Below are 22,346 nucleotides of genomic sequence, written 5' to 3'. Positions count from 1 at the left end.
GGCAGTTGGGGGCCGACCCGGCGTCTCAGGGGGCCAGGACGAGGGCACGGTAGCGGTTCAGGGCAGCGCCCACGTCCACCATGCGTGGCCGGACGAGGAACGCCGGATACTCGCGCGCACCGAACTTCGCCATCGTGTCCAGTCCTTCGGAACGGATTTGGCGTTCCAGGCGCTCCAGGAGAAGCGGAACGGGAGTGCGCGCGTCGGCCAGGTGCTCAAGGACACCGCGCAGCGCCCAGGCGATCGCCTCGGTCTGACCCGGGTCGACGATCTGTTCGAGGTCGCCCAGGTCGATGGTCTGCTTGTCCAGGACCACCGTGTCCAGGCCCTGCGCCTTGGTGCGGGGACGCTCGGCCCTGCCTCGTGAGCGCATGGGGATGCGTGGGGCCCGTACCCACGGCGAGGTCGCAGCCCCGCCCTCGTCCCCACTGGGCGGAGCGGACCTGTCCCCGGACCCGACCTGCGCCCCACGAACGGCCAGGTCACGCGGCATGGAGGCGACGACTTCGCGCGCCCGGTCGGTGACGTCCAAGCAGCGGTAGGACTCCAGCATGAGGACCCTGTCGGCCACGTCCAGGTAGTCCCCTGACCCGCCCATGACCATGATGGTGGAGACGCCTCCCGCATCCGCCAGCGAACGGATCCGGTCCACCAGCGGAGTGATCGGCTCGGACTCGTCGGCCACCAGGGCGCGCATGCGCGCATCTCGGATCAGCAGGTTCGTGGCGGAGGTGTCCTCGTCGACCAGCAGCAGCGGACAGCCCAGCTCCACCGCCTCCATGATGGCGGCCGCCTGCGAGGTCGACCCGGAGGCGTTCTCCGTGGAAAAGCGTGTCGTGTCCGCCCCGCCCGGCAGGTGCGTGATGAATGGGGAGACGTCCACGCCGGTCACCGCGCGCCCGTCGGCGGCACGCACCTTCATGGCCTCGGGCAGGGTGGCCACCAGCTCGCGACCGTCACCGGGCACATGCGGGTGGATTCCGCGCTGGATCGCGCCCAGCAGCGTCGACTTGCCGTGGAAGCCGCCGCCGACCACCAGGGTGACACCCGGAGCCAGTGCCATGCCGGCCACCTCGCCCGCGTGGGGCAGGGTGACGCTGGCGCGCAGGGACTGCGGGGAGGTGAAGGGCACCGCGTCGCTCATCGGCAGCTGCGAGACTCCGCTGCGTCTGGCCAGCACCGAGCCGTCGGCCACGAACGCCACCCAGCCGTGTTCGACCAGCTCGGCCTGCAGGGCCCGGTGGTCCACCAGGGCCCGCACATGGTTCAACAGCGCCTCACGGTGGGCGGTGGTCCGGGCGGAGTCCGTGACGAAATCCAGGGTCTCCATGACGACGTCGGGAACGTCCTGGTCCATGATCCGCGCCGCGCGGTGGCCCTGCACGGTGCGGCCGCGCGCCGGCAGTTGCACCTGGAAGCGGATCTGGACCCGGTCGGTGGTCACGGTGGCGCTGGAGCGCTGGAGGATCTCCTGGCCGGTGCGGGCGATCGACAGGGCGTTCTCGCCGAGGCGCGCGATTGCGGCGCCGAAAGCGCGGGCCAGGAAGTCCGCCGTGGCCAAGCGGGTGTCTGCGGTGGCCAAGGCTTCGTCGGGCAGTCCTGCGCGCTGGGTCGATGCCGTGACCCGCAGGGACGAGGGCGGGGCGTAGGGGTCGGATTGGACGCGGTCGACGTGCACGACGAAGTCCCCGTAGTCCCACGATCCGGTGATGCCCCGGTAGGCGCCGTAGCCGGAACCGTCCATGTCGTGCAGGAAGGCGATGAGGTCCGCGTCACTGCCGCTGCGGTGCCTGATCGGCCGGTCCTGACCGCCGGAGCGCGGCGAGCGGGAGTGGTGGGAACCGTGTGCGGGGCGAGGACTCATGGGCTCAAGCCTAGGGGTGCGCGGAGGGTGGGGCGGGAAGGGGCAGCTTTCAGACTTGCGCGCGATCGCAGATGCGGGTGTGAATGCGGATTGGCTCAGATCTGGCTGGACTGGAGGAGGGCGGCAAGGACACCCAAGCCGACGAAGAACACGACGAACACGAATGCGATGACGCCCAGCACGACACCGATGATGCCGGTGATCTTCGCGATCTTCGCATTCGAGACGTAGGACTCGGGGATTCCTGCGGCCTGCGCCTTCTTCAGGATCGAGTTGCCCCACACCCACGCGGGGATCGAGCCGAGCCAGCCGATGAGCACCAGGCCCAAGATGCCGAGGATCATTGCGGCGGTGGCGTTGGAACGCAGGGTCTCGGCCTCGGCGGGACCTGCGGAGGGAACACCGTATCCGGTCTGGTCGTACACGGGCTGTCCATAGGCGGGCTGCCCGTATCCGGTCTGGTCGTAGGCGGGTTGCCCGTAGGTGGGCTGTGGGGCGGAGGTCTGGCCGTAGGGGTCGACTCCGGTGGGCTGCTGGCCGGTGTTGGGCTGCTCGGGGAACGAGGGTGAGTACGGGGTGGACATCGGGTCTCCCTGAGTTGACGGTGGTGATCACATCAATGGTAAGACCTGGCGGTCTCGGGTGGCATCCGCAGTCCCGGTGGTGGCGGCCCACGGGCCATGAACGGCCAGTGCAGAGGCTCCTGGAAAAGGCCACGGGCCCGCCGGATGCCATGGGCGCGACCGATGCACCGGGGCGGGCGTCAGAGCATGCAGGACACGCAGCCTTCGACCTCGGTGCCTTCAAGGGCCATCTGTCGCAGACGCACGTAGTACATGGTCTTGATGCCCTTGCGCCAAGCGTAGATGTAGGACTTGTTCAGGTCGCGGGTGGTCACCGTGTCCGGGTAGAACAGGGTCAACGACAGGCCCTGGTCGACGTGCTGGGTGGCCACCGCGTAGGTGTCGATGATCGGCTCCGGGCCGATCTCGTAGGCGTCGCGGTAGAACTCCAGGTTCTCGTTCGTCATGTACGGCGCCGGGTAGTAGACGCGGCCGATCTTGCCTTCCTTGCGGATCTCGATGCGAGAGACGATCGGATGGATCGACGAGGTCGAGTAGTTGATGTAGCTGATGGACCCGGTGGGCGGCACGGCCTGCAGGTTCTGGTTGTACATGCCGTACTTCGCCACATCCGCGGCCAGCGCCTTCCAGTCCTCGCGGGTGGGCACGTGGATGGGGGACTTGGCCAGCAGGGCACGGCACACCTCGGTGGTCGGCTCCCACATGCCCTCGATGTACTTCGTGAAGTACTCGCCCGAAGCGTAGGCGGAGTCCTCGAAGCCCTCGAAGCTCACGCCGCGCTCACGGGCGATGGCGCACGACGCCTTGATGCACTCGTAGGCGACGGTCATGAAGTACATGTTCGTGAAGTCCAGAGCCTCCGGCGAACCGTAGTGGACGCGCTCGCGGGCAAGGTAGCCGTGCAGGTTCATCTGACCCAGACCCACCGCGTGGCTCATCGAGTTGCCGCGGGCGATCGACGGCGCCGACGCGATGTTCGACAGGTCCGACACGGCGGTCAGCGCACGGATGGCGGCCTCGACGGTTTGCGAGAAGTCCGGCGAATCCATCGTCTTGGCGACGTTCAGGGACCCCAGGTTGCAGGAGATGTCCTTGCCGACATGGCTGAAGGACAGGTCCTCGTTGAAGGTCGAGGCCTCCGAGACCTGCAGGATCTCCGAGCACAGGTTCGACATGGTGATGCGGCCCTTGATGGGGTTGGCGCGGTTCACCGTGTCCTCGAAGACGATGTACGGGTAGCCGGACTCGAACTGGATCTCGGCCAGGGTCTGGAAGAAGCGGCGGGCGTTGATCTTCTTCTTCTTGATGCGCCCGTCGTCGACCATCTCCTGGTACTTCTCGGTCACGGAGATCTCGCTGAAAGGCACCCCGTAGACGCGTTCGACGTCGTAGGGGCTGAACAGGTACATGTCCTCGTTGCGCTTGGCCAACTCGAAGGTGATGTCGGGGATGACGACGCCCAGGGAGAGGGTCTTGATGCGGATCTTCTCGTCGGCGTTCTCACGCTTGGTGTCCAGGAACGCCATGATGTCCGGGTGGTGGGCGTGCAGGTACACGGCGCCCGCGCCCTGGCGGGCACCCAGCTGGTTGGCGTAGGAGAAGGAGTCCTCCAGCAGTTTCATGACGGGGATGACGCCGCTGGACTGGTTCTGGATCTTCTTGATGGGGGCGCCGGCCTCGCGCAGGTTGGTCAGCGACAGGGCCACGCCGCCGCCGCGCTTGGACAGCTGCAGGGCGGAGTTGATGCCGCGGGCGATGGACTCCATGTTGTCCTCGATGCGCAGCAGGAAGCAGGAGACCAGCTCGCCGCGGGCGGCCTTGCCGGCGTTGAGGAAAGTCGGGGTGGCCGGCTGGAAGCGGCCGGTCATGATCTCGTCGACCAAGATCCGGGCCAGCTTCACGTCGCCGCGCGCCAAGTACATGGCGACCATGGTGATGCGGTCTTCGTAGCGCTCCAGGTAGCGGGTGCCGTCGAAGGTCTTGAGCGTGTAGGACGTGTAGTACTTGAAGGCGCCCAAGAAGGTGGGGAAGCGGAACTTGTGGGCGTAGGCCTGCTTGTACAGGGCCTTGATGTCGGCGAAGTCGTACTGGTCCAGGACTTGCTTCTCGTAGTAGCCCTCGGTGACCAGGTACTCGAGTTTTTCCTCCAGGTCGTGGAAGTACACGGTGTTCTGGTTGACGTGGGTGAGGAAGTACTGGCGTGCGGCGCGGCGGTCGGCGTCGAATTGGATGCGGCCGTCGGCGTCGTACAGGTTCAGCTGCGCGTTGAGCGCGTGGTAGTCCAGCTCCGGGCTGGGGGCGGGCTCTACGCCGGTGTCGGTGAGATTCTCTGCCAAAACTCGCTCAGTCCTTCGCGAACTCGTGAGACGTCCTCGGCCGTTCCGAGGAGCTCGAACTTGTACATGTGGGGAACACCCAATTTTGCGGCGATGATGTCGCCCGCCAGACAGTATGCCGCGCCGAAGTTCGTGTTTCCGGCGGAGATCACACCCATGCACAGGGCGCGGTTGTCCGGGTCGTTGAGGAATTTGATGACCTGCCTGGGCACGGCACCTTTGGTGTTCCCGCCCCCGTAGGTGGGGACGATGAGCACGTAGGGCTGGTTGACGTGCAGGAACTCTTCACTGGGCAGAAGGGGGATCCGCTGGGCGGGGTGTCCGACCTTGTCGACGAAGCGGCGGGTGTTGCCCGTCGCGGAGGAGAAGTAGACGACGTTGACCATGTCGGTTCCCTTCCTTCGTCCTGGGCGTCGTTGTGGAGGGTGGTGTCGGCTGGGCATGCGGCCGCCCTCGTCGGGGGACGAGGGCGGAGCGGCGCGCCGTGCGCGGACTCAGGCCTGTGCGACCAGGCGCCCGGCGGACTGGCCCATCTGCGCGATGGCGGCTTTGATGCGGTCGGGGCGGAAGCCGCTCCAGTGGTCGTCGCCTGCCACGACGACGGGCGCCTGCTGGTGGCCCAGGCCCTTGATGTACTCCAGCGCGTCGGAGTCCTGGGAGACGTCGACGGAGGTGTACTCGATGCCCTGCTTGTCCAGGACGCGGTAGGTGGCGTCGCACTGGGGGCAGCGGGGCTTGGAGTAGACGGTGATCGTCATCGCAGGACCTCTTCTCGGCTCTTGTGGGGGGCGTGTCATCCGGCGCGCGGGCCGGGTGACATCCGTGTAATCACGTGTGTGTCATTCGCTCGGTACGGGCTGCGCCGGCGACGTGTGACAACACTACACCTTGTGGCTGAAGTCGGCTCGGACCCCAAGATGTAGTGGCGAGTGTGTCCGGTGACACGTCCCGCACAGGCCCTGTGGAAGGGGTGTGGACGGGGCCCGGGCGGGAGGTTCTGGAGGCCTTGCGAGGCCGAGGATCATGCGGGAGGACGCCCGGTGCAATTGTGGGCGCAGCCGTGCACAAGGTGTGGAGGAAACGCCCGGATCACGCTTCGCGGTCCAAGAAACTTGCGTGCGAGATCGGCGTGTCGCACCCCCACATGTAGGGGTGCGGGCGCCCGAGGGGCACTGGATGTCGGGGTCAGGGCGAGATGTTCGGACACCGCGCGTCGCGGGTGGGCCGCTGGAACACTGGGGACATGAGGGTTCTGGTGTTCGGATGCGGAGTGATCGGAGCGCTGACGGCGCACACCCTGGCCAGGGCGGGCCATGACGTCATCGTCCTTGCGCGAGGACCGTGGAAGGAGACCCTGGAGAGCGACGGCCTGCGGATCAGACACTGGGCGCAGTTGCGCACGACGGTGGATCGTCTTCGAGTCATCGACTCCTTGGCGCCGAACGACCGCTACGACCTGCTCCTGGTCGCCATGCAGTGGACCCAGCTGGGCTCTGTGGTTCCCGTCGTCGCGGCGAATGCGAGCCCCACTGTGCTCTTCATCGGGAACAATCCCGAGGGAGAGAAGGCGCTGGAGGCGATGAAAGCCGGCGGCCCTGGCAGGAGCGTCCTCTTCGGTTTCCAGCTCACCGCGGGCAGACGTGAGGCAAACAGGGTCGTTTCCATCCACTGGGGTCTGCCGCTGGTCGTCGGCCCGCTGCGGGGACAGTGCGATCCGGCCGTTCGGCCCCTGGTCGAATCCGCCTTCCGTGGGGCGGGGTGCCGCCTCACGTGGGAGCCGAACATGGACGCCTGGCTCAAGCAGCACCTGGCGCAAATCATCCCTGTGGTCCATCTGTGCTGGTCCACAGGCTACCGGCTGACCCGCGCCACCTGGAAGGACATCGGCCGGGTGCTGGAGGCCGTGTCCGAGGGGTACCAGATGCTGCGCCGCTGCGGAGTGCGGATGGGCCCCGCAAGCCCGGTCGGAGGCAGGACAGGGTGGCGCCGCCGAGCACTGCACGCCCTCGCATGGGGGCTGGTGAAGACTCCGATCGGTGCACTCATGGCCAGTGACCACTGCGAGCATGCTCCCGAGGAGATGGTGGCCATCGACCGCTTCTTCGAGGGCGTCCGGCGTCGCAGTGGGATGCCCGGAGAAGCGTGGGAGGTGTTGAGGTCGAGGGCGCTCGCCTCGCCCTCGTACCCGATCGGGTCCGAGAATGCGGAGGAACGGCCGGCGCGGGCGTGACGACGGCGAATCTTCGGGCTCGTCCGATCGATGCTGATGTCTTCGTGCCGACGTTGCTGTCTTCGTGCCGACGTTGCGACGTCGGCTCGTGGGTCACAACGTCGACATGAGCGTCACACAGTCGGTAGCAGTGGGCGCATCGTCGCGACCGACCGAAGAACGGGCCCGCCGTCGCCTGCGGCGCCGCCAGGGTCGAAGTATGAACGCAGCTGAGAACACGCTGGACGGCAGGGTCGCCCTCGTCACGGGCGTGGGCCGCAGAAAGGGCATCGGATTCGCCGTGGCCACTCGTCTGGCCGCGCGCGGCGTCGACCTCGTCCTGGCACACCATCGCCCCCACGACCTCGACCAACCGTGGGGAGGGGACGACCTGGACGCCCTCGTCGCCCAGGTGAAGGCGGCATGTTCGCGGCCCGACCAGCGGGTGGTCGACGTCGCCGCGGACCTGGCCGAGGCCGACGCCCCGAGGCCCTCATGGGCCGGGCCACCTCGGAATTCGGCCATGTGGACATCCTCGTGTGCAACCACGCACGGTCTGGAGGCGACGGAGCGCTGGGCGAATTGGACGCCCGGATGCTCGACACCCACTGGGCCGTCAACGCCAGATCCTCGATCCTGCTGACCCAGGAATTCGCGCGCCAGCACGACGGGCGTGCGGGAGGGCGCGTCATCCTCATGACCTCCGGGCAAGGGCTGGGACCCTTGCCCGGCGAGGTCGCCTACGGGGCGTCGAAGGCGGCGCTCGCGGGGATCACGCTGACCTTGGCCGATCAACTGGCCGACCGGGGGATCACGGTGAACTGCGTGAATCCGGGGCCCGTCGACACCGGCTGGATGGACGCCGACACGTGGGCGATGATCGAGCCCATGTTCCCGATGGGGCGCGTGGGCCGGCCCGACGACCCGGCGCGCCTCATCGAATGGCTGGTCAGCGACGAGGGGCGATGGATGACCGGACAGGTCCTCAACAGCGAGGGCGGTTCGCGCGCTGGCGGGCCGGATGCGGTTCGTGAGGCTCACACCTCCAGGTCGAGATGACCAACTGGCGATCGACACGTCCCAGGCGATCTCGTTCCAGAAGCGGCCGTCCTCGGCGCAACCCGGGTCGCTCTCGTTGAAGGCTCGAATCAGGTCCAGGGCGACGGCGTGCACTTCGTTCACTGAGAAGCCGGTGACACGCCCTTCGCCGGGTTCCGGTTTGGACCGAGGTTCTGTGCGAAGGGCAGGGTCTTGTGCAGCAAGGACGCGGGAGACGGGTGGACACTGTCTGCAGTCGCGAGGGCGGCGCCATCCGTGCCCCATGTCAGGTAGCCGTGTCCCAGCATGATCGAGGCCGACTCGCCTCAGATCTGCGTGCTTGACCTTCCATGCCTTGGTGCCCGTGGGTGGTTGGCCAAGATCTCATCGGACCTTCCTTCATCCAAGGGGAGCCCAATCTCCACGATCTTGTCATCGCTGTGCACCCAGAAGTGGACCGGGCCGATGGTGCCTTTCTCCAGGTCCTCCAGGAGGTTTGGGGTTTCAGTACAAGAATTGTCTGAGTTATCCCCGAACACTCAGGTGAGACTGCTTCTGGCGGTTGAGGGTGTAGAGGTAATGGTCTGGGCGGGTGTGTCGGTCTGTGGATGAGGGTTCAAGGGTGGAAGTTCTCACACCGCTCATCTGGAAGACCTCGACGCTGCCCAACGCTACCTTCGTTCGTCTCGACCTGAGTACGCTAACTCGCCTAGACGGGCTTGGCTTGGAGGTCGTCGGTCGGCCACCGGATCGAGCCGAATCAGGTGGTGCTTATTCGCCGAGTCCTCAAACGCGGCGAGTGATGTCGGCGGTGTGACTGCCAGAGCGGTCTGCCGGGAGACCGCATGGCGTACGAGCCGTTCGTTTGCCTGCCGGGCGTCTTGTTGGTCACCATGCTCCGTTAGCGCTGTAGCAAATGCGGACATGTGTGGCGAGGCACCCGTTGAGGTGACAAGTACGTCATCGGGGGTCATCGACTTCACCCCAATCAGGAATGAGACCGGCCCGGCTCGCCTGTTGGCATGGTCGAAGACCATTCCAATTCCAAAGCAAGCGATCAAGACTTGGCTCACCGCCCGCCCGCAAGCTTGGCGGACCGCAGTGGAGGTTGTCGCAATGGATGCCTTCACGGGCTCCAAGGCCGCCACCCCCGTACGCGTTCCGGTCCAAGTAGTCCGGTTGGCTGGTCGCCCACTCGACCACTGTTGGCAACGTGCCCGGCAGCAGCTTCATGGCCACCATGCTCGCGATTGTGTTCCGCCGTACCGGGCCCGCCGGATGCTGCGCACCAGCCTTGAGCTCCTCACCACCGGGCAGAAGACCCGCCTGGCCATGTTGTTCACCACTGACCGCCACATTGAGGTTGAAGCCTTCTGAAGCGTCGACCAGTAGATGATCACGGCCTATCGGTCACCCCGCCTTGCCAAGGGGTGCGGACTCACGCAGGCCCTCATCGTCGCCATCGGCAGCGGCGTGCCCTCCACCCTGCGTGGAGTCATAGTACTCGACCGAACCCTGAACAAAGGTGCCACAGACATCTCCATCCACTTCGACCGGTCTTGCGCTTCCAACAGCCTCACCGAGGCGATCATGGCCGGCTCGAACACCTACACAGTTCAGCCTTCAGCTTCCGCAAGCTCACCCACTGCAATGCCAGACCGCTCCTGGAAACGGGAGGCCTCGGACCCCCAACCAAACTGCGAGTCGCGAAGAGCCAGCAAAGTCTTGTTGCGTGAAGGCTCTGTTGTGCTGCCAAGTGATTACGTGAGGGTGTTCGAATCAACCTCAGTAATTTGGGTGCCTAATCATTCGGTCCTTTGGCTGTCGCAAGTGCTTGGGAAACCAGTCATCGGCCATGCTTGGCTCCGGCGATGGCAAGTGCTGCTCCCGAATAAGCACCTTGTGGCAGTGCCAGCCCGATGACACTTGGAACCTTGTGAAGTAAAGGTCAAACGTGTCCCGTTGCAGATGATGACGTGTCGAATAACCAGCGAACCAGACATCCGAGATTCCCTCGGGCAGAACAAGGTCGCCGACCTGCTCAATTCCGTCGTCACATTTCTCGGAAAGTAGGTGGAAGTAGAACTGGTTCCTGTAGCTCAGGCCGGACAGAAAGAGGTGTCGCTCATCGGCCGGCTGCGCCAAGAGCTTGTCGAAATTCTCTGTAGCCCAGTCCTTCGAGAGTATTTCGGTTAATGCTTGCGCAAGTCCGCCCGGGCATAATGTTATCGATCCGCTCTCAATATGGTGTTCACCAGTCCTCTTGGCTTCCGCACAACTCTTCATATATTCTGTGTCAGGTGGTGAGGTGATCTCAACAATGGCTCGTTTGTCTCCATCATCTGGATATACCCAGACACCATCCGGCATCTTGTCTCCAGCGCCGGCATCAGCAAGTTTGATCTCGACGCCAAGAACATGCTCCATGGCAAGGAAGGCAATCTCTTCCCCTCGGCTTGGGCGTTTGTTACGATCATTGCTCATACCCTCAGGCTAGTCACAGGAGACTTGCCGATCAAACTGCGCTGTCGGCTGGACCCATCCGGTCAGTAATGCGAGAGAACCCCTACATCCTGCGAAAGGACTCGCTCTGAACTCTTCTGCCAGGCGTGTGACAACCCAGAAAGGCAGTGACATAGGCGAGCGCGATCCGAGGTCCCGCTAGCGGCACTCCGATCAGCCAAGAGGTGGCGCTGGCGAGCTTGACAACATGGAAGGCATCCAGGATCGAGCGGGCGTCCTCGTGCTGGTCATCGATGGTGTTCTTGTGCCCGTGGAATGGGTCGAGTGTTGCCACCTCAACCTGCGCCCGGAAGAGATCGCCGCGATCGCTCAGCCACCTGCAGTAGGTCAGAGCAGAGCGGTCCGGGACGAGGTCCAGTAGTCGCGCCCTGACCCTGAGCTCTCCTGCGCTGTCGGGGTGCAGGGACACATCGACTATCTCGGTCAGCTCTTTCGGGCCACGCCCGCCGTCCTCGATCGGCTTGGTGGACACGTGGTGCCTGATGTGTTCGCCCCCCTGAGGTCGGGTGACCTCCTCGAACCGGGCCGGGTCCTGGGCCGCAGCCTGTAGGAGTGGTTTGATCGCGTCCCACACCGTACGCCAGCCGCAGCCAAGCTGGCGTCGGACACCGTTGACGAGGCGTGCTCGCGATTGGTCTGCTCGATCGCCCATCGAGCCGCTCGCGCCGTCAACTTCGCGCACGGCACCACGATGTTCTCGTCCTGCTTGACGAACGAAGTGACCCGGCAGCAGACCTCTGGGCAAAGCCAGCGGCGCTTGCGCCACACGATCCGCATCGGTGGACTGAAAGCTGGCGCATCAATTTGGTACACAGCGGCCCGGCCATGAGCGTGGGTGATGCCCCCGCATCCTCGGCAGCCCATCACTGTCGGCGGCGAATCCACCGTGATCGTCAACGCGTCACCGCCCTCACGCACAACCGAGATCGCGTTCAGTCCTGGCAACCCAGCCAGCAAGTCGCATCGCTCGCAATGGTCGCTCTGACAACAGCACGAAGTCGGCTCATCCACGTCGAGGTCCTTACGATCAAAAGAGGTAGAAGTCCTCTGATCCTCAAGGGCTTCGACCCCTACCCGGTGCACCCCAACGTTTCGGCGCGCCGCCCTTACCCCACACTCAACGGCAAAGAGCCCCATATCGCCGACAGGCTCCTCGAAACACTGAAGGGGTAGTCAAAGGCTGCGAACACTTTGCGTGTCCCGCGCACTTTCTCTTCTGTCTCGATCTTGGCAACCAGTTCCGCCCGCTAGAAGGCGTCAGGCTCCTCGCCGGACTTCTTGGTTTGCTCCCCGATCCGCCTGGTCACCGCTTGGCGGCAGGTCGTTCATGGCAGGTCCTTCCGCGTAGCGGCCGTCAGTGATTGGATTGCAGGGGCAGCAATGCGTCGAACAGGTCGCCGACGAAGACGTCGAGCTGTGACTGCTGTTCCTCCGGCAAAGCGTCGGGTCGCCAGTACGCCAGAATCGGCAGGTACATGAGGTCCGAAACCGCCTGCGCGTTGACCTGCGCGGGCAGCGCGTCTGCGAGGGCGCGCACGGCTTCCAGGGTGCGCCGGGCGCCCTCGGGATCGAAACTGATGAAGCGAAGACGGTGGACGAAACTGTCTTCGCGCACGCCCTCGTCAATGAGGAATCGGGAGAACTCGTCAGGGGTCGTGGTCGTCCTTCGTCGCGGTGGGCCAGTGACCACAAAACCTCGAAGGTGCGGGCATCGATGGTCACGGCGTTGAACTCGCTTTCGGCATTGATGTCGTCCAGGCACGGCTGGGGAACCTCCGCGCGGATGGAACCCCCGACCTCGTGATCGGCGGTGGCGAACCCCATCCGCCCGTCGGGGAAGACCTCGACCTTGCGAGTCTCCCACGAGGAGTCGTCGACCTCCGGGGAGATCAGCACGGGCGATTCCGGGTCTTCGTGGGCTCGCGCCTTCTCGATGACTCGGTCTCGCTCCTCGTACAACCACTAGGCAGTGGCGCACGACTGCGGCATCCCAGTAGGTCCAGTAGTCCTGGATGGGACTGTTGACCTCCTCCTCGATACGGGGAGCCGATCGAGCGCATCTGGTCGAAACTCAGGTGACCGAGCAAGCGCAGCATCGTTCCGCGCCGCTTGTCCATGAACAGGGTGGGAAGTATCAGGGGACACAAGCGGGCAAAGTCATCTGTCGAGAGATGACCGGCGAGCATGGCCACATCCGCGAATCGACGGCGTAGTGGCGCGGTGGGGTGTTCGCCGGGTGTGGGCTCGATCCAGGATCTCAGCACCTCGTAGAGCTGAAGCCGGGCGTCGCTCTGAGCAAGCAGCCTCGTGGATTCCCAGGCGAGGTTGCACGAACGCTGAATGATCTGCTGTGCGGGTTGCGTACTTATCATCCTTCTGAAATACGGTTCCAAGGAAGATATTTCAGCTTTTCGTTGAACTCGTCTGCTGTCATCTGAACTGTTGGGAAAATCGTTCGGTGCCCCTGCGGCGCATCTCCGCCAACATCCGCACCGTCTGCGTGTACCGCAAGTCCTTCCGGAAGGTTGTTCTCTCGGTTGGCTCATGGAGTTTACCGCTCTTGAGTAGTTGTCGCGCATCAGTTGCACTAAGGAAAGTTGAGGCTCCGTTTGCCGCGTCCTTCGGGCTCTGCGGAAGCGGACCGCCACCAACAATGCTTGAACCGACTGACACACCGAAGTCTCTGACCGGGCGTGCCCCCGTAGGTCCGCTTGCATTCCCAGCGGAGTGTTTCGGCTCCCTCTCGTCAGACTGGCCGACTACGGGTCAGGTCGTCTGAGGACCAGCTTCCCATGGACACGTCCCAGGCGATCTCACTCCAGAAACGGTCGTCATCGGCGCAACCCGGGTCGATCTCCTCGAATGTGCGCAGCAGGGCCAGGGTCGCCTCTGTCAGCGGGTCCTGGTCGCTGTCGGGGTCGTCGTTGTAGGGGGCGCCGAAGGCGAGAGCGTCCACGCAGGCGTTGTACGCCTCCAGGCTGGAGTTGACCGGCCTTGGGTGCTCGTCCATGTCGACGAGGACGACCACGCCTCCCGTGTGTGCGTCCAGTGCCAGGCGTTCTCCGACACGTCCTCGGGCGAAGACGAGGGCGCTCTGGTCCGCGATCCACCGGGCCGGGGTGATCGGAGCAAAGACTTCCACCTCCGGTAGATGGTGGAGCTGCGGGTGTTCACCCAACATGCCAAGGAGGTCAGTGGCCCCTCCAAGGGATGGGGGCTCCGGTGCGAGGGGGAGGTCAACGGTTTCCATGGAAAAGATCCCTTACTGATTGTCTGAGTGCTGCGTTGGAGTCTGCGCGAAGTGCTGCGTTGTTTCCGTCTGCGGTGTTCCTTCTGGTGGCCTGCGGAAAGGATCAGGCCCTCATCGCGCAGCGGATGCAAGACTGTGGACGGAGACCTCGTGACCCTCGTGGTGCACCTTCGCCCAGATCTTACGGTGCTCTCACGCCGGGTGAGTCAATGCGTGCTTGAGGACGAGGTCTCGCACCCCTTGACGGGCAGGAGGCGGTCATGGGCCCCTCACAGGGGCCGCAGCGCGGGTTTTGGCCTGTCAACGGCGCCAAGTGCGTTCGGGCATGTCGAGCAGCCCGCACAACCTCGCCCTCGACATGACCGCCTCCACGCGGATCACCTCGAGGTCCTGTGAGGGGCCCAAGCGGCCCTCGGCTGACCTTGTTCCACACCCGCACCTCCAGGTGGGCTTCACCCAGCGCCCGGGGTCGGTTCAGCCACCCGAGGCCACCCGAGTGCTGTTCACGTGAGGACCGGCCAGATCGGCCTGCCACCAGTGCGGCTCGCTCGGCCTCCAGGAAGTGACCCCTTCCACCTGCCGATCGACTGCTCAGTGGCCTTCTCCCTGCGTGCGGCCTCGACGACCGAGACCTCGCCGGCCAGCACACTCAACACGATCCGGGTCTTCATCTGCGCCGGAATGGACGGTGACCCACCCATGGCCGAACACTCCTTCAGGACCTGCACAACAGCCCCGCCACATGGTTTGACACGCGACAGAACCATCACAGCACACTGTTTTCTTGGACCAAACCCGCCAGCGACATCCTCCCCGAACTCAAACGCAAAACACCTTCAAACGCAGTCCCGTGGCGAACGGAATTCTCCTTCTTCTGCTGTTCGACTGCGGCGCGCTGAACATCGCGTCGGAAGTCGTTCCACTTCTCGGGAGCCATCATGGCTTCCACCTCGTCCAGGTGCTCGCGCAAGAACTCGGCATCTCCGACACACAGTCCGCCCTCAGAACCCACCTCAATCTCCTCTCGATCACCTGTCCAAAAAGCAGTGTGCATGTCAGTCATCACCGCCCTGGCCGTGACCCGCCACTTCCAAACCGCCACCGGCATCAGCATCAAGAAACTCGCGCGAACCCTACGCCCCCTCCAAGAAATCACCATCCGCCCGGGCGCCCACGCCTACACCGCCGCAGACCCCTCAACCGCGACACCCGCACCATCCTCACCACCCTCGGAATCGACTCAACCCCCTAACCGGGTCACTCAAGTTGCTTGAGTCAGGATTGAGCGATTTGTCGAATCTGCCCTGAACACTCATGTGTTCAGAATCGCCTGCCGGATCTGCGCGAAACCTCGCTCACTCATTGTTGGTTTGTGGTGTGTCACAAACAGATGGTGCTGTCCGTTTTGCAAGTCCTCGCGCCAGATTTCAAGCCAGCCTTCGAATTCCTCATGGTCTTCAGGGAAGGTGTCGCACCAGGAGTTGACGAGTGCTTCGACCCGGTCCAAAGCCTTGTCTCCATCGGGCGTCCAAGCATAGTCTGCACCTGTGGGCATTTGTTGCAGGGTCAGGTCCACCCCAAGGCGGAATGCGCAGTCGACGAGCGTGGCAGTTGAGAAATTGTTTCCGCGAATTTCGTTAGGGATTGGGTTTGAGTCCTCATGCTTGGAGAGAATCGAGTGCGCACGAAAGATGCACTGGCGTAGGACTGCCTCCCGAAAGTCGCAGTCAATCAGGGTGAGTCTGTCATGGTTAATTCCACGCAGTCGCGCGCCTCGAAATGAACAGTCAATGAAGCTGGCGGGATTGCTTGAGCGGAAAATGATGTTGGCATCTTCGAAGGAGCAGTTGACAAACTCGGTCACCACTCCAAGTCCGCCGGTATTGAATTGTTTCACCCTGAGTCGGTCGAATATGCAGTCCTCGAACAAGGTTCCATTGACGGCGAACTCATCAACTTTCGCATTCGACCAGTCCTCGCCAACCACTCTCTGTGTGTCACTGGTGAGCATCGTGCCCAGATTGTGTGGCATGTTCAAGATGTACATGTCCTATTGGCCCACCTTTCTTCCGTGATTCCATGGCTGCAATGTCGGTGGTTTGCTAGTCTGTCACGAAAAAGCAGTCTGCATAACGTGGATCTGTGGCGGCTTTCATGATGTGCTTCTCAAGGCCTTTGATGGTTGACAATTCGATATTGGTGCCGGTCGGCGTGTAAATGAAATCGGGGCCGTTGCTGGCATTGTACTTGAAGACGCCTCGCCCAAAGATGTCATCAAGTGAGTCCGCGGTCAAATTGTGAACTGCTGTGCCCAAGTAGACCGGCCTCAGCCATGGATGGCGCTGCATCGCTCTCAATTGAGCTTGTGACAGGGCAGCCTTGAGCACGTCTTCACCCTGCTCTGCCACTGAGCGCGCAACATCTTGTACCGCGATGGCCGGTGAGAAGCCTGGGGTCGTTGGATCGTAGGTGTTGTGTGCGAGGACTGTGGTGCCGGTGGTGGTTTGCACGTAGTAGTTGGTGAGGCCGTGGATGGTGAGGTTGTGGACGGTGGCGGTGGTGCCTGTGTCCTCCACGGAGGTGACGTGCGTGGTGGGGGCGTCCGGGGTGGCCTGCAGCTGGTCGCCGGTATTGAGGTCGCAGGCCCGGGTCCAGCCTTTGCCCTGGACCCAGAAGCGGTGGGTTCGGGTGGTGCGGATGACCCCGTGGTCGCCGGTGTGGATCTGCCAGATCGGTGTGTCGTCGTGGGTGTGGGTTTGGAGGACTTCGCGGGCCTCGTCGGCTCCGGTGTGGGGGTTGTGGGCCAGGACGTGCTCGCCCACCTCGATGTCCTTGATGGGCTTGCGGGTCCCATCGGCCATGACGACGGGGGTCTCGCCTGTGAAGCAGGCCCACCCGGTCAAGCCCTTCATGCGGTTGGCGATGGCAGCACCACCACCGCCGAAGGCGCCGCCCAGCAGGGTGCCTGTTCCCATGCTGGTGACGAAGCCTTCGACGCTGTGGGGGCCGGGGCCGGCCAGGTAGTCCAGGCCGCCTGAGACGCCGCCTTCGACGGCGGCCGAGGCGGCTCCGGTGAGGATGTTGCGTCCTGCTTGGCACAGTCCTGTGCGGGCCAAGGCCCCGCCCACCGCTGAACCCACGCCGCTGCCGATGGGGCCGGTGGCTCCACCGATGGCAATGTCGGTGGCCAAACGCTTGGGGTCGATGGTGCCGGTGGTGACCAGTTGGGCTCCGGCGGAGAAGGCTTCGGAGGTGGCGGCGCCGATGAGGATGGCGGCGCCGATGCCCGCCCCGACCCCGGTGGCGCACATGACCACGCCGGCGGTGACGACCGCGGCCGCGGCAATGTACTGCCAGTTGTCCTTGACCCAGCTTGAGGCCGCGTTCCAGGCTTGGCTGACCACGCCCGAGTGGGCGTTGGCGTAGGCGTGGAGTTGCTCCTCTGTGACGGGCTTGAGGCCCGTCGGGTCGGCCATGCCGATGGGGTTGTTCGCGGCGTAGGAGTAGGGGTTGTGCCCCCACCCGGCTTCAGCGGGTGCCAGAAGGGGGTCGGTCGACAAGAACGAGGCCGTGGCGGGGTCGTAGACGCGGGCCCCAATGATCTCCAGAGCGTCAAAGCCGAGTGTGGCGCGAGAACTGATGGTGACGCCTTCGCCCACGCGCGCAAGCCCGGTGGGGGTCGCCCACGGATCGTTCCAGGTCGTGGCCCACGTGGGAGCCACGGCAGTTCGGGTGGCGCCACCTGCCGGACCCGAGGTCCATTCACCCGGGTCACCTGTGCCGTGGGCCGGGCTCGCACCGTGGGTTCCATCTGCGCCCTCGAGTTGGGTGATGGATGTCAATCCGGCGGCCACATCCACCCGCGCATTGCCAGCACTGATGGGGACGGGGATGCCCATGTGGTGGTCCCAGACAAGGGGGGTGGTGTTGATGGAACGCAAGTCCCCGCCCGGGCCCCAGGTCAACTCCCATTCCTTGCCCGCCTGGAGGCGGTCGCCGTCCTTGACCAGGGTCGTGACCTTTGTGAGGTGGTCGTTCTCGTCCCAGGTGTAGCGGCGTTGGCCGGTGGGGCACTGTTCGCGCACACGTCGGCCGAGGTTGTCGTAGGTGTAGTCCACCTGGCCGTCGGGGCCGATGGCCCGTACCAGCTGGCCAGCCTGGTCGTGACTGTAGTGGTACGCGCCCGGTGGTCCGTCGTGGCCGGTCATGCGGCCAAGGACGTCCCACGTGAAGGTGTGCAGGTTCCCATCGGGGGTTCGGGCGCTGGTGAGTTGGCCGGCGTCGTCGTAGGTGTAGCTGGTGGTGGCCCCGTCCACGGTACGGGCCAGGATGCGGCCGTTCTGGTCGCGCTGGAAGGTGACCTCCGTGGCCTGGCCGTCCTGGTGGACGACCTGGCGGGCGAGGAACCCGCCCTCCCACTGCCACGTGACGTGGATGCCGTCCCCATGTGCAGCAACCGTGCGCCCCAACATGTCGCGTTCGACGGCAAGGCGCCCCACGCCGTCACGGGTGAAGGCGCACACCCGTCCCTCGGCGTCGTACTCGAAACGGGTGGCCTCCCCATCAGGCCGGGTCAAGCGGGTCAGGCGCCCGTCGAGGTCGTGTTCCCACCTGGTGTGCAGGCCGTCCTGGGTGCTGTGGACCAAGTCTCCACGCCAATTCCACCACCACTGCCATTCCTCGCACTCATCGCCCACGTGGTCCGTCACGCGCATGGAACGCGCGGCCGGGTCCACGTGGTAGGTGCGACGCAATTGTCCGCCCACGGTTTCTGTGGTCGGCCGGCCGGGTCGAAGCCCCACCTGCGTTCCACACCTGTCGGGTCGACCAAGCGGGTCATGCGTCCCACCGCGTCGTAGGTGTAGCGGGTGGTGCGCCCCAACGGGTCGGTGGAGGAGGCCACACGCCCCATCGCATCAAAGGTGCGCGTGGTGACCCCGCCGGCCGGGTCGGTGACCCGGATGAGGTTGCCGACCTCGTCGTAGTCCAGACGGGTGGTGCCACCCAAGGCGTTGGTCACGGCGATGACCTGGCCTGCCGGGTCGTAGGCGTACTTGACCCTGCCGTGGTAGGAGTCGCGGAAGCGGGCCACTCTCCCGCATGCGTCCCAGGCCATGGTGGTCACGCCTTTGCCGGGCTCGACCCTGCGCACGGGTCGCCCACACAGGTCGTACTCGGTGGTCACGACCTCGCCGGTGGGCCACGTCTCCGCCACGATCAGCCCGTCGGGGTCGTATTCGATGCCGAAACGGGCCCCGCCGGTGGACACCGACGCACACCACCGGCCTGCCCGGTCGTACTCGTACGAATACGACGCGCCCGAGGGCAGGATGACCCGGGTGACCCGTCCCGCCTTGTCACGCTCGAGGTGGGTGTGGCCCCCATCAGGGTCGACCATTTCTACCACCCGGCCACACAAGTCATGACGCCACGCGGTGGCGGCCCCATCGGGGCCGGCCTGGCCGATCAGGCGCCCCAGTGGGTCGTGCTTCATCGTCCACGTGGAGGTCCCGTCGCTCAGCGTCTCGCCGAAGCCCGCACTTCCGATCGATGCCTGGCGGCGAAGTCCCATCGGGTCCACCCCGGCCACCACATGCCCCACGGCATCGTGCTCCAAGGACCACGTCGCCCCCGACGCATCCGTGACCTGCTTGACTCGGGACAAGGCGTCGTGGACGAACTCCCAGCGGGACCCGTCCGGCAAGGACACGGCACTGGTGTTGCCCAGGTCATCGATCTCCTTCGACAATCGCCTGCCCACCGCATCGACCGAGCCGACATCCGAGCCGGACTCGTCACGCAAGACCTCCAACCGGGCACCCAGCGGGTCCACCGTCGCCGTCAAGCGTCCAGCATCCGAGTACTCGTAGCGCCAAGCGGCACCGTCAGGGTCAATGCGGCGCACCACCGCTCCGCGCTCGTCGTACTCGAAGCGGGTCACCCGCCCCGCAGGAGAGGTCGAAGCCACCACACGCCCAGCCTCGTCACGAGTCAGCGTGGCGCGCTCGCCCGCACCATTGACCACCGCGACAATGTCGCCGAAAGTGTCGTACTCCAACTCGGTGGTCCGACCCGTCGGATCCACCACGCCCACCATCAGGTTCTCGCGCCACTCCACCTGGGTCAGGCCGCCCTCGGGATCGGTGATGCGGCAAGGGTGCCGACCCTCGCCCTCGTAGTCGAACACGGTGACGGCCTCGCGCCCGCCCTCGGGCGTCACGCTCACCCGGCGTAGGCGGTCCAGAGCGTCCCACGTCATGTGGGTGCGCACCCCGGGCTCGGCTTCGGTGACCATGCGGCCACGATCGTCGAACTCGCGCACCACCCGCGTACCATCGCGCAGGGTCACCATCACCTGGTTGCCCCACCGGTCCCACGACGCCCGTTGCTCGCCTCCCTCGGCGTCCGTCACACTGACCAAACGGCCCATCGGGTCATGGACCCACGTGTTCGCCCGTGCCCCGTCCTCGTCGGAGACCTCGGTGACCAGGCCCGGCATGTACGCGTACCGCGAGATGCGCCCATGGGGCGAGGTCTGGGTGGCCACACGTCCCTTGGCGTCGTAGGTGTTGTCCACCACGCGCACCCCGTCGGCATCCACCACACGGCACACCAAGCCGCTGGCGTCGTCCCACTCGTAGGAGCGGCGCCCCGAATCGGCCCTGGCTTCCACCAGGCGCCCGGCCTCGTCATAGGAGAACTCGGCCACACGCCCATCCGAGGCGCGTACGCGCGCGATGCGCTGGCCTCCCACTCCACGTCAAGGCGACGGCCTCGCTCATGCACCAGAGCCACCAAGCGCTTGCCGTCCCACACGCGCCGCACCACCGTGCCCGCGCCGCGCGAGGACCACAAGGGGTGGCCGGCCTCGTCGAAAGCCCACCGTGCGCCCAACGCATCGGAAATGACGAACACTGCCCCGCCATGGTCCTCGGAGCCTTCCTCGCGGGTGAGCCACACGCTGGCCCCCACCGCCCGGTCCCACCCCGCGCCAAGGCGTGGGAAGGCCACCTCGGCGCCGTCATCGCGGCGCCACACCGCACCCTCGTCCCCCAGGACAAGACGCTCATCAGCCGGGCTGGACCAGCCCGGTCCGAACCCACCCACACCCCGGGTGGTCGAGTTGTACATGCGGGTGAACGCCAAGGCCGAACACCCACCCGCAAACGCCAGATCAATCTCCGGCTCGACGAAATTCCCGGTCGCGGTGTTCACCGGATCATCCGCATACCCCGTGGTCACCTGGCCACCGGCAACAGAAGCCGGATTCACCGCAATCGGGGCGCGTGAGGCGTCCACTCCTGCAGCCGCCAGCGCCGCCTCCACCGACGCATTCGAGATCGTGGCCACCGACCCATCAGAGCCCGCCGCCTCGAACGCCGCGGCCACCGTGTTCGCCCACGACACGTCATTGCCATTGTTCGCAATGTATGTGTCGAAGGCCGACAGCACGCCACTGGCATCCACAGACCCCCACCCGCAGCCGGCACTGAACGCCTCGTAGGTCGAACGCAGCTTCGTGGCCCGGGTGGACAAGTCGGTGTTCGCGCCCTCCGAATTCGTTGCGAACGCCCGCAGGTCCGAAGCCCGCGCCGACGACCTGCCGCCCGAGGCGCCCGTCCCCGTCAAAGGCGTGCGAGGCTCCGGAACCGGAGCCGGAGCCGAATCGACGATCGGCTCAGCCGCAGGACCGATCGGCGGTGGATCCTCACCGAACAGGAAGTCCCACGTCACCTCAGCCCAATTGCGATTGTCATGATCGCGCTTCCACTGGCGGCCCGTCTCACGACGCTCCTGCTCCTTACGAGCCTCCGCAGCCAGACGCCCCACCTTCGATGCGGCATCACGCAAAGCCGAGGCAATCTTCTCCGCATCACTGACCTCCACCTGCGCGTTCTGGGAGAACAAGTCCGCGTAATAGCCCTTGAAGTCCGCCAACGCGGCACTCACCCACGAAGAGCGCGACGGACGCTGATTGCCGATCACAGTCGCCGTGACACGGCACGCCGCGGAGAAGTCGACAGCCGCGCGCCTGTCAAAACGCACGTCCTCGTCAATACCGGCGAGTGGACCAATCTGGTCGGATCCTTGCGGCATGTTGCCACCTACTGGGGGCGGAAAAGCGGAACGCGGGTGATGGAGTCGACGGGTACTGCGACGGCCCGAAATGCCCGGCGGGGGCCTGCGTGTGCACGAGACTCGCCCCGCGCACCTGCAGACCCCCGATGGTGGAGATCAGGCGCCGCCGCCGGCGCTCATGATGTTCTGGGAGATCTTCTGGAGCTGGTCGCGAAGCTCCTCCAGCTCCTGCTTGGCCTTGTCCAGGGCGGCCTTGGTCTCGGGCCAGGTCGAGCTGCGGAAGGTCTCGGCCAAGGGGCCGTCCCACACGTCAGGCTGGGAAAGGGTCTGACCCTGCGTGTTCAGGGCGTTGATCTGATCGGTCAAGCCACCATTGATGATGTTCTGCAACTGGGTGATTGCGGTCTTGGCCTGCTCACTGCTGAGAACTCTGCCTGACATGACATACCTCCGTGTGGTGTGG

19 protein-coding genes and 3 pseudogenes are annotated in these 22,346 nt (G+C 65.0%); 5 read left to right on the top strand and 17 right to left on the bottom strand.

The annotated features are described in order from the left end of the window. Positions 1-25 precede the first annotated feature (25 nt). From I6B53_RS10815 to nrdH, 5 genes are all read right to left on the bottom strand, one after another. A complete protein-coding gene (locus tag I6B53_RS10815; RefSeq protein WP_216764220.1) occupies positions 26-1,864 on the bottom strand; it encodes an ABC-ATPase domain-containing protein in 1,839 nt (612 codons plus the stop codon). A gap of 95 nt (positions 1,865-1,959) precedes the next feature. Next, positions 1,960-2,448, bottom strand: coding sequence for a DUF4190 domain-containing protein (locus tag I6B53_RS10810; RefSeq protein WP_216764219.1), 489 nt, complete (start codon positions 2,446-2,448; stop codon positions 1,960-1,962). A gap of 179 nt (positions 2,449-2,627) precedes the next feature. Then, positions 2,628-4,784, bottom strand: coding sequence for a class 1b ribonucleoside-diphosphate reductase subunit alpha (nrdE, locus tag I6B53_RS10805; RefSeq protein ID WP_216764218.1), 2,157 nt, complete (start codon positions 4,782-4,784; stop codon positions 2,628-2,630). Beyond that, positions 4,754-5,170, bottom strand: coding sequence for a class Ib ribonucleoside-diphosphate reductase assembly flavoprotein NrdI (gene nrdI / locus I6B53_RS10800; protein ID WP_216764217.1), 417 nt, complete (start codon positions 5,168-5,170; stop codon positions 4,754-4,756). The genes nrdE and nrdI overlap by 31 nt, the downstream gene beginning before the upstream one ends. A gap of 108 nt (positions 5,171-5,278) precedes the next feature. After that, the gene (gene nrdH / locus I6B53_RS10795; protein WP_216764216.1) at positions 5,279-5,542 is read right to left on the bottom strand and encodes a glutaredoxin-like protein NrdH; all 264 of its coding nucleotides are present in this window, start codon (positions 5,540-5,542) and stop codon (positions 5,279-5,281) included. A 485-nt stretch (positions 5,543-6,027) separates the two neighbouring features. Here nrdH and I6B53_RS10790 point away from each other — a divergent pair, with 485 nt between their 5' ends. The 4 genes and pseudogenes from I6B53_RS10790 to I6B53_RS10780 all read left to right on the top strand — a co-directional run bounded on the left by I6B53_RS10790 (position 6,028) and on the right by I6B53_RS10780 (position 9,767). Further along, positions 6,028-7,014 carry a ketopantoate reductase family protein gene (locus I6B53_RS10790; protein WP_216764215.1) on the top strand — a complete coding sequence of 329 codons (987 nt, stop codon included), beginning with the start codon at positions 6,028-6,030 and terminating at the stop codon, positions 7,012-7,014. 199 nt (positions 7,015-7,213) lie between these two features. Continuing rightward, complete coding sequence (locus I6B53_RS11200) at positions 7,214-7,636, top strand: hypothetical protein (protein ID WP_253953883.1); 423 nt, start codon at positions 7,214-7,216, stop codon at positions 7,634-7,636. Continuing rightward, complete coding sequence (locus I6B53_RS10785; RefSeq protein WP_253954039.1) at positions 7,519-8,052, top strand: SDR family oxidoreductase; 534 nt, start codon at positions 7,519-7,521, stop codon at positions 8,050-8,052. The genes I6B53_RS11200 and I6B53_RS10785 overlap by 118 nt, the downstream gene beginning before the upstream one ends. Positions 8,053-8,692: 640 nt before the next feature. After that, a pseudogene (locus tag I6B53_RS10780) lies at positions 8,693-9,767 on the top strand (transposase). Between the two features lie 49 nt (positions 9,768-9,816). Here the strand turns inward: I6B53_RS10780 and I6B53_RS10775 are convergent. From I6B53_RS10775 to I6B53_RS11325, 11 genes and pseudogenes are all read right to left on the bottom strand, one after another. Continuing rightward, positions 9,817-10,515, bottom strand: a complete 699-nt coding sequence (locus I6B53_RS10775) for a hypothetical protein (RefSeq protein ID WP_216764213.1) — start codon at positions 10,513-10,515, stop codon at positions 9,817-9,819. Between the two features lie 82 nt (positions 10,516-10,597). After that, the gene (locus tag I6B53_RS10770) at positions 10,598-11,236 is read right to left on the bottom strand and encodes a transposase (protein ID WP_216764212.1); all 639 of its coding nucleotides are present in this window, start codon (positions 11,234-11,236) and stop codon (positions 10,598-10,600) included. Between the two features lie 672 nt (positions 11,237-11,908). Next, the gene (locus tag I6B53_RS10765) at positions 11,909-12,244 is read right to left on the bottom strand and encodes a hypothetical protein (protein WP_216764211.1); all 336 of its coding nucleotides are present in this window, start codon (positions 12,242-12,244) and stop codon (positions 11,909-11,911) included. 47 nt (positions 12,245-12,291) lie between these two features. Then, positions 12,292-12,450: pseudogene (locus tag I6B53_RS11330) on the bottom strand (hypothetical protein); the annotation flags it as partial. A gap of 850 nt (positions 12,451-13,300) precedes the next feature. Continuing rightward, positions 13,301-13,804 (bottom strand): SUKH-4 family immunity protein, encoded by a 504-nt coding sequence (locus I6B53_RS10760; RefSeq protein WP_216764210.1) that lies wholly within the window; start codon positions 13,802-13,804, stop codon positions 13,301-13,303. A 503-nt stretch (positions 13,805-14,307) separates the two neighbouring features. Beyond that, positions 14,308-14,505, bottom strand: coding sequence for a hypothetical protein (locus I6B53_RS10755; protein ID WP_216764209.1), 198 nt, complete (start codon positions 14,503-14,505; stop codon positions 14,308-14,310). A 65-nt stretch (positions 14,506-14,570) separates the two neighbouring features. Continuing rightward, positions 14,571-14,867: a hypothetical protein gene (locus I6B53_RS10750; protein WP_216764208.1), complete on the bottom strand. Its 297-nt coding sequence runs from the start codon at positions 14,865-14,867 to the stop codon at positions 14,571-14,573. A 249-nt stretch (positions 14,868-15,116) separates the two neighbouring features. After that, positions 15,117-15,851 (bottom strand): pentapeptide repeat-containing protein, encoded by a 735-nt coding sequence (locus I6B53_RS10745; protein ID WP_216764207.1) that lies wholly within the window; start codon positions 15,849-15,851, stop codon positions 15,117-15,119. 55 nt (positions 15,852-15,906) lie between these two features. Then, a complete protein-coding gene (locus I6B53_RS10740) occupies positions 15,907-18,606 on the bottom strand; it encodes an RHS repeat-associated core domain-containing protein (protein WP_216764206.1) in 2,700 nt (899 codons plus the stop codon). Further along, positions 18,510-20,558 (bottom strand): hypothetical protein, encoded by a 2,049-nt coding sequence (locus I6B53_RS10735; protein WP_216764205.1) that lies wholly within the window; start codon positions 20,556-20,558, stop codon positions 18,510-18,512. Before I6B53_RS10735 ends, I6B53_RS10740 begins: the two co-directional genes overlap by 97 nt. A 308-nt stretch (positions 20,559-20,866) precedes the next feature. Beyond that, positions 20,867-20,977: pseudogene (locus I6B53_RS11325) on the bottom strand (DUF6531 domain-containing protein); the annotation flags it as partial. A gap of 367 nt (positions 20,978-21,344) precedes the next feature. On the opposite strand from I6B53_RS11325, the gene I6B53_RS10725 reads away from it, so the two are divergent. Continuing rightward, the gene (locus I6B53_RS10725) at positions 21,345-21,563 is read left to right on the top strand and encodes a hypothetical protein (protein ID WP_216764203.1); all 219 of its coding nucleotides are present in this window, start codon (positions 21,345-21,347) and stop codon (positions 21,561-21,563) included. 476 nt (positions 21,564-22,039) lie between these two features. Here I6B53_RS10725 and I6B53_RS10720 read toward each other — a convergent pair whose 3' ends face one another. Continuing rightward, positions 22,040-22,324 (bottom strand): hypothetical protein, encoded by a 285-nt coding sequence (locus tag I6B53_RS10720; RefSeq protein ID WP_216764202.1) that lies wholly within the window; start codon positions 22,322-22,324, stop codon positions 22,040-22,042. Between the last annotated feature and the right edge of the window lie 22 nt (positions 22,325-22,346).

Origin of the sequence: Schaalia sp. 19OD2882, assembly GCF_018986735.1 — a bacterium.
Classification (GTDB): Bacteria; Actinomycetota; Actinomycetes; order Actinomycetales; family Actinomycetaceae; genus Pauljensenia.
Note: the sequence above shows the minus strand (reverse complement) of the source record. Positions and strands in the feature narration are given on the sequence as shown.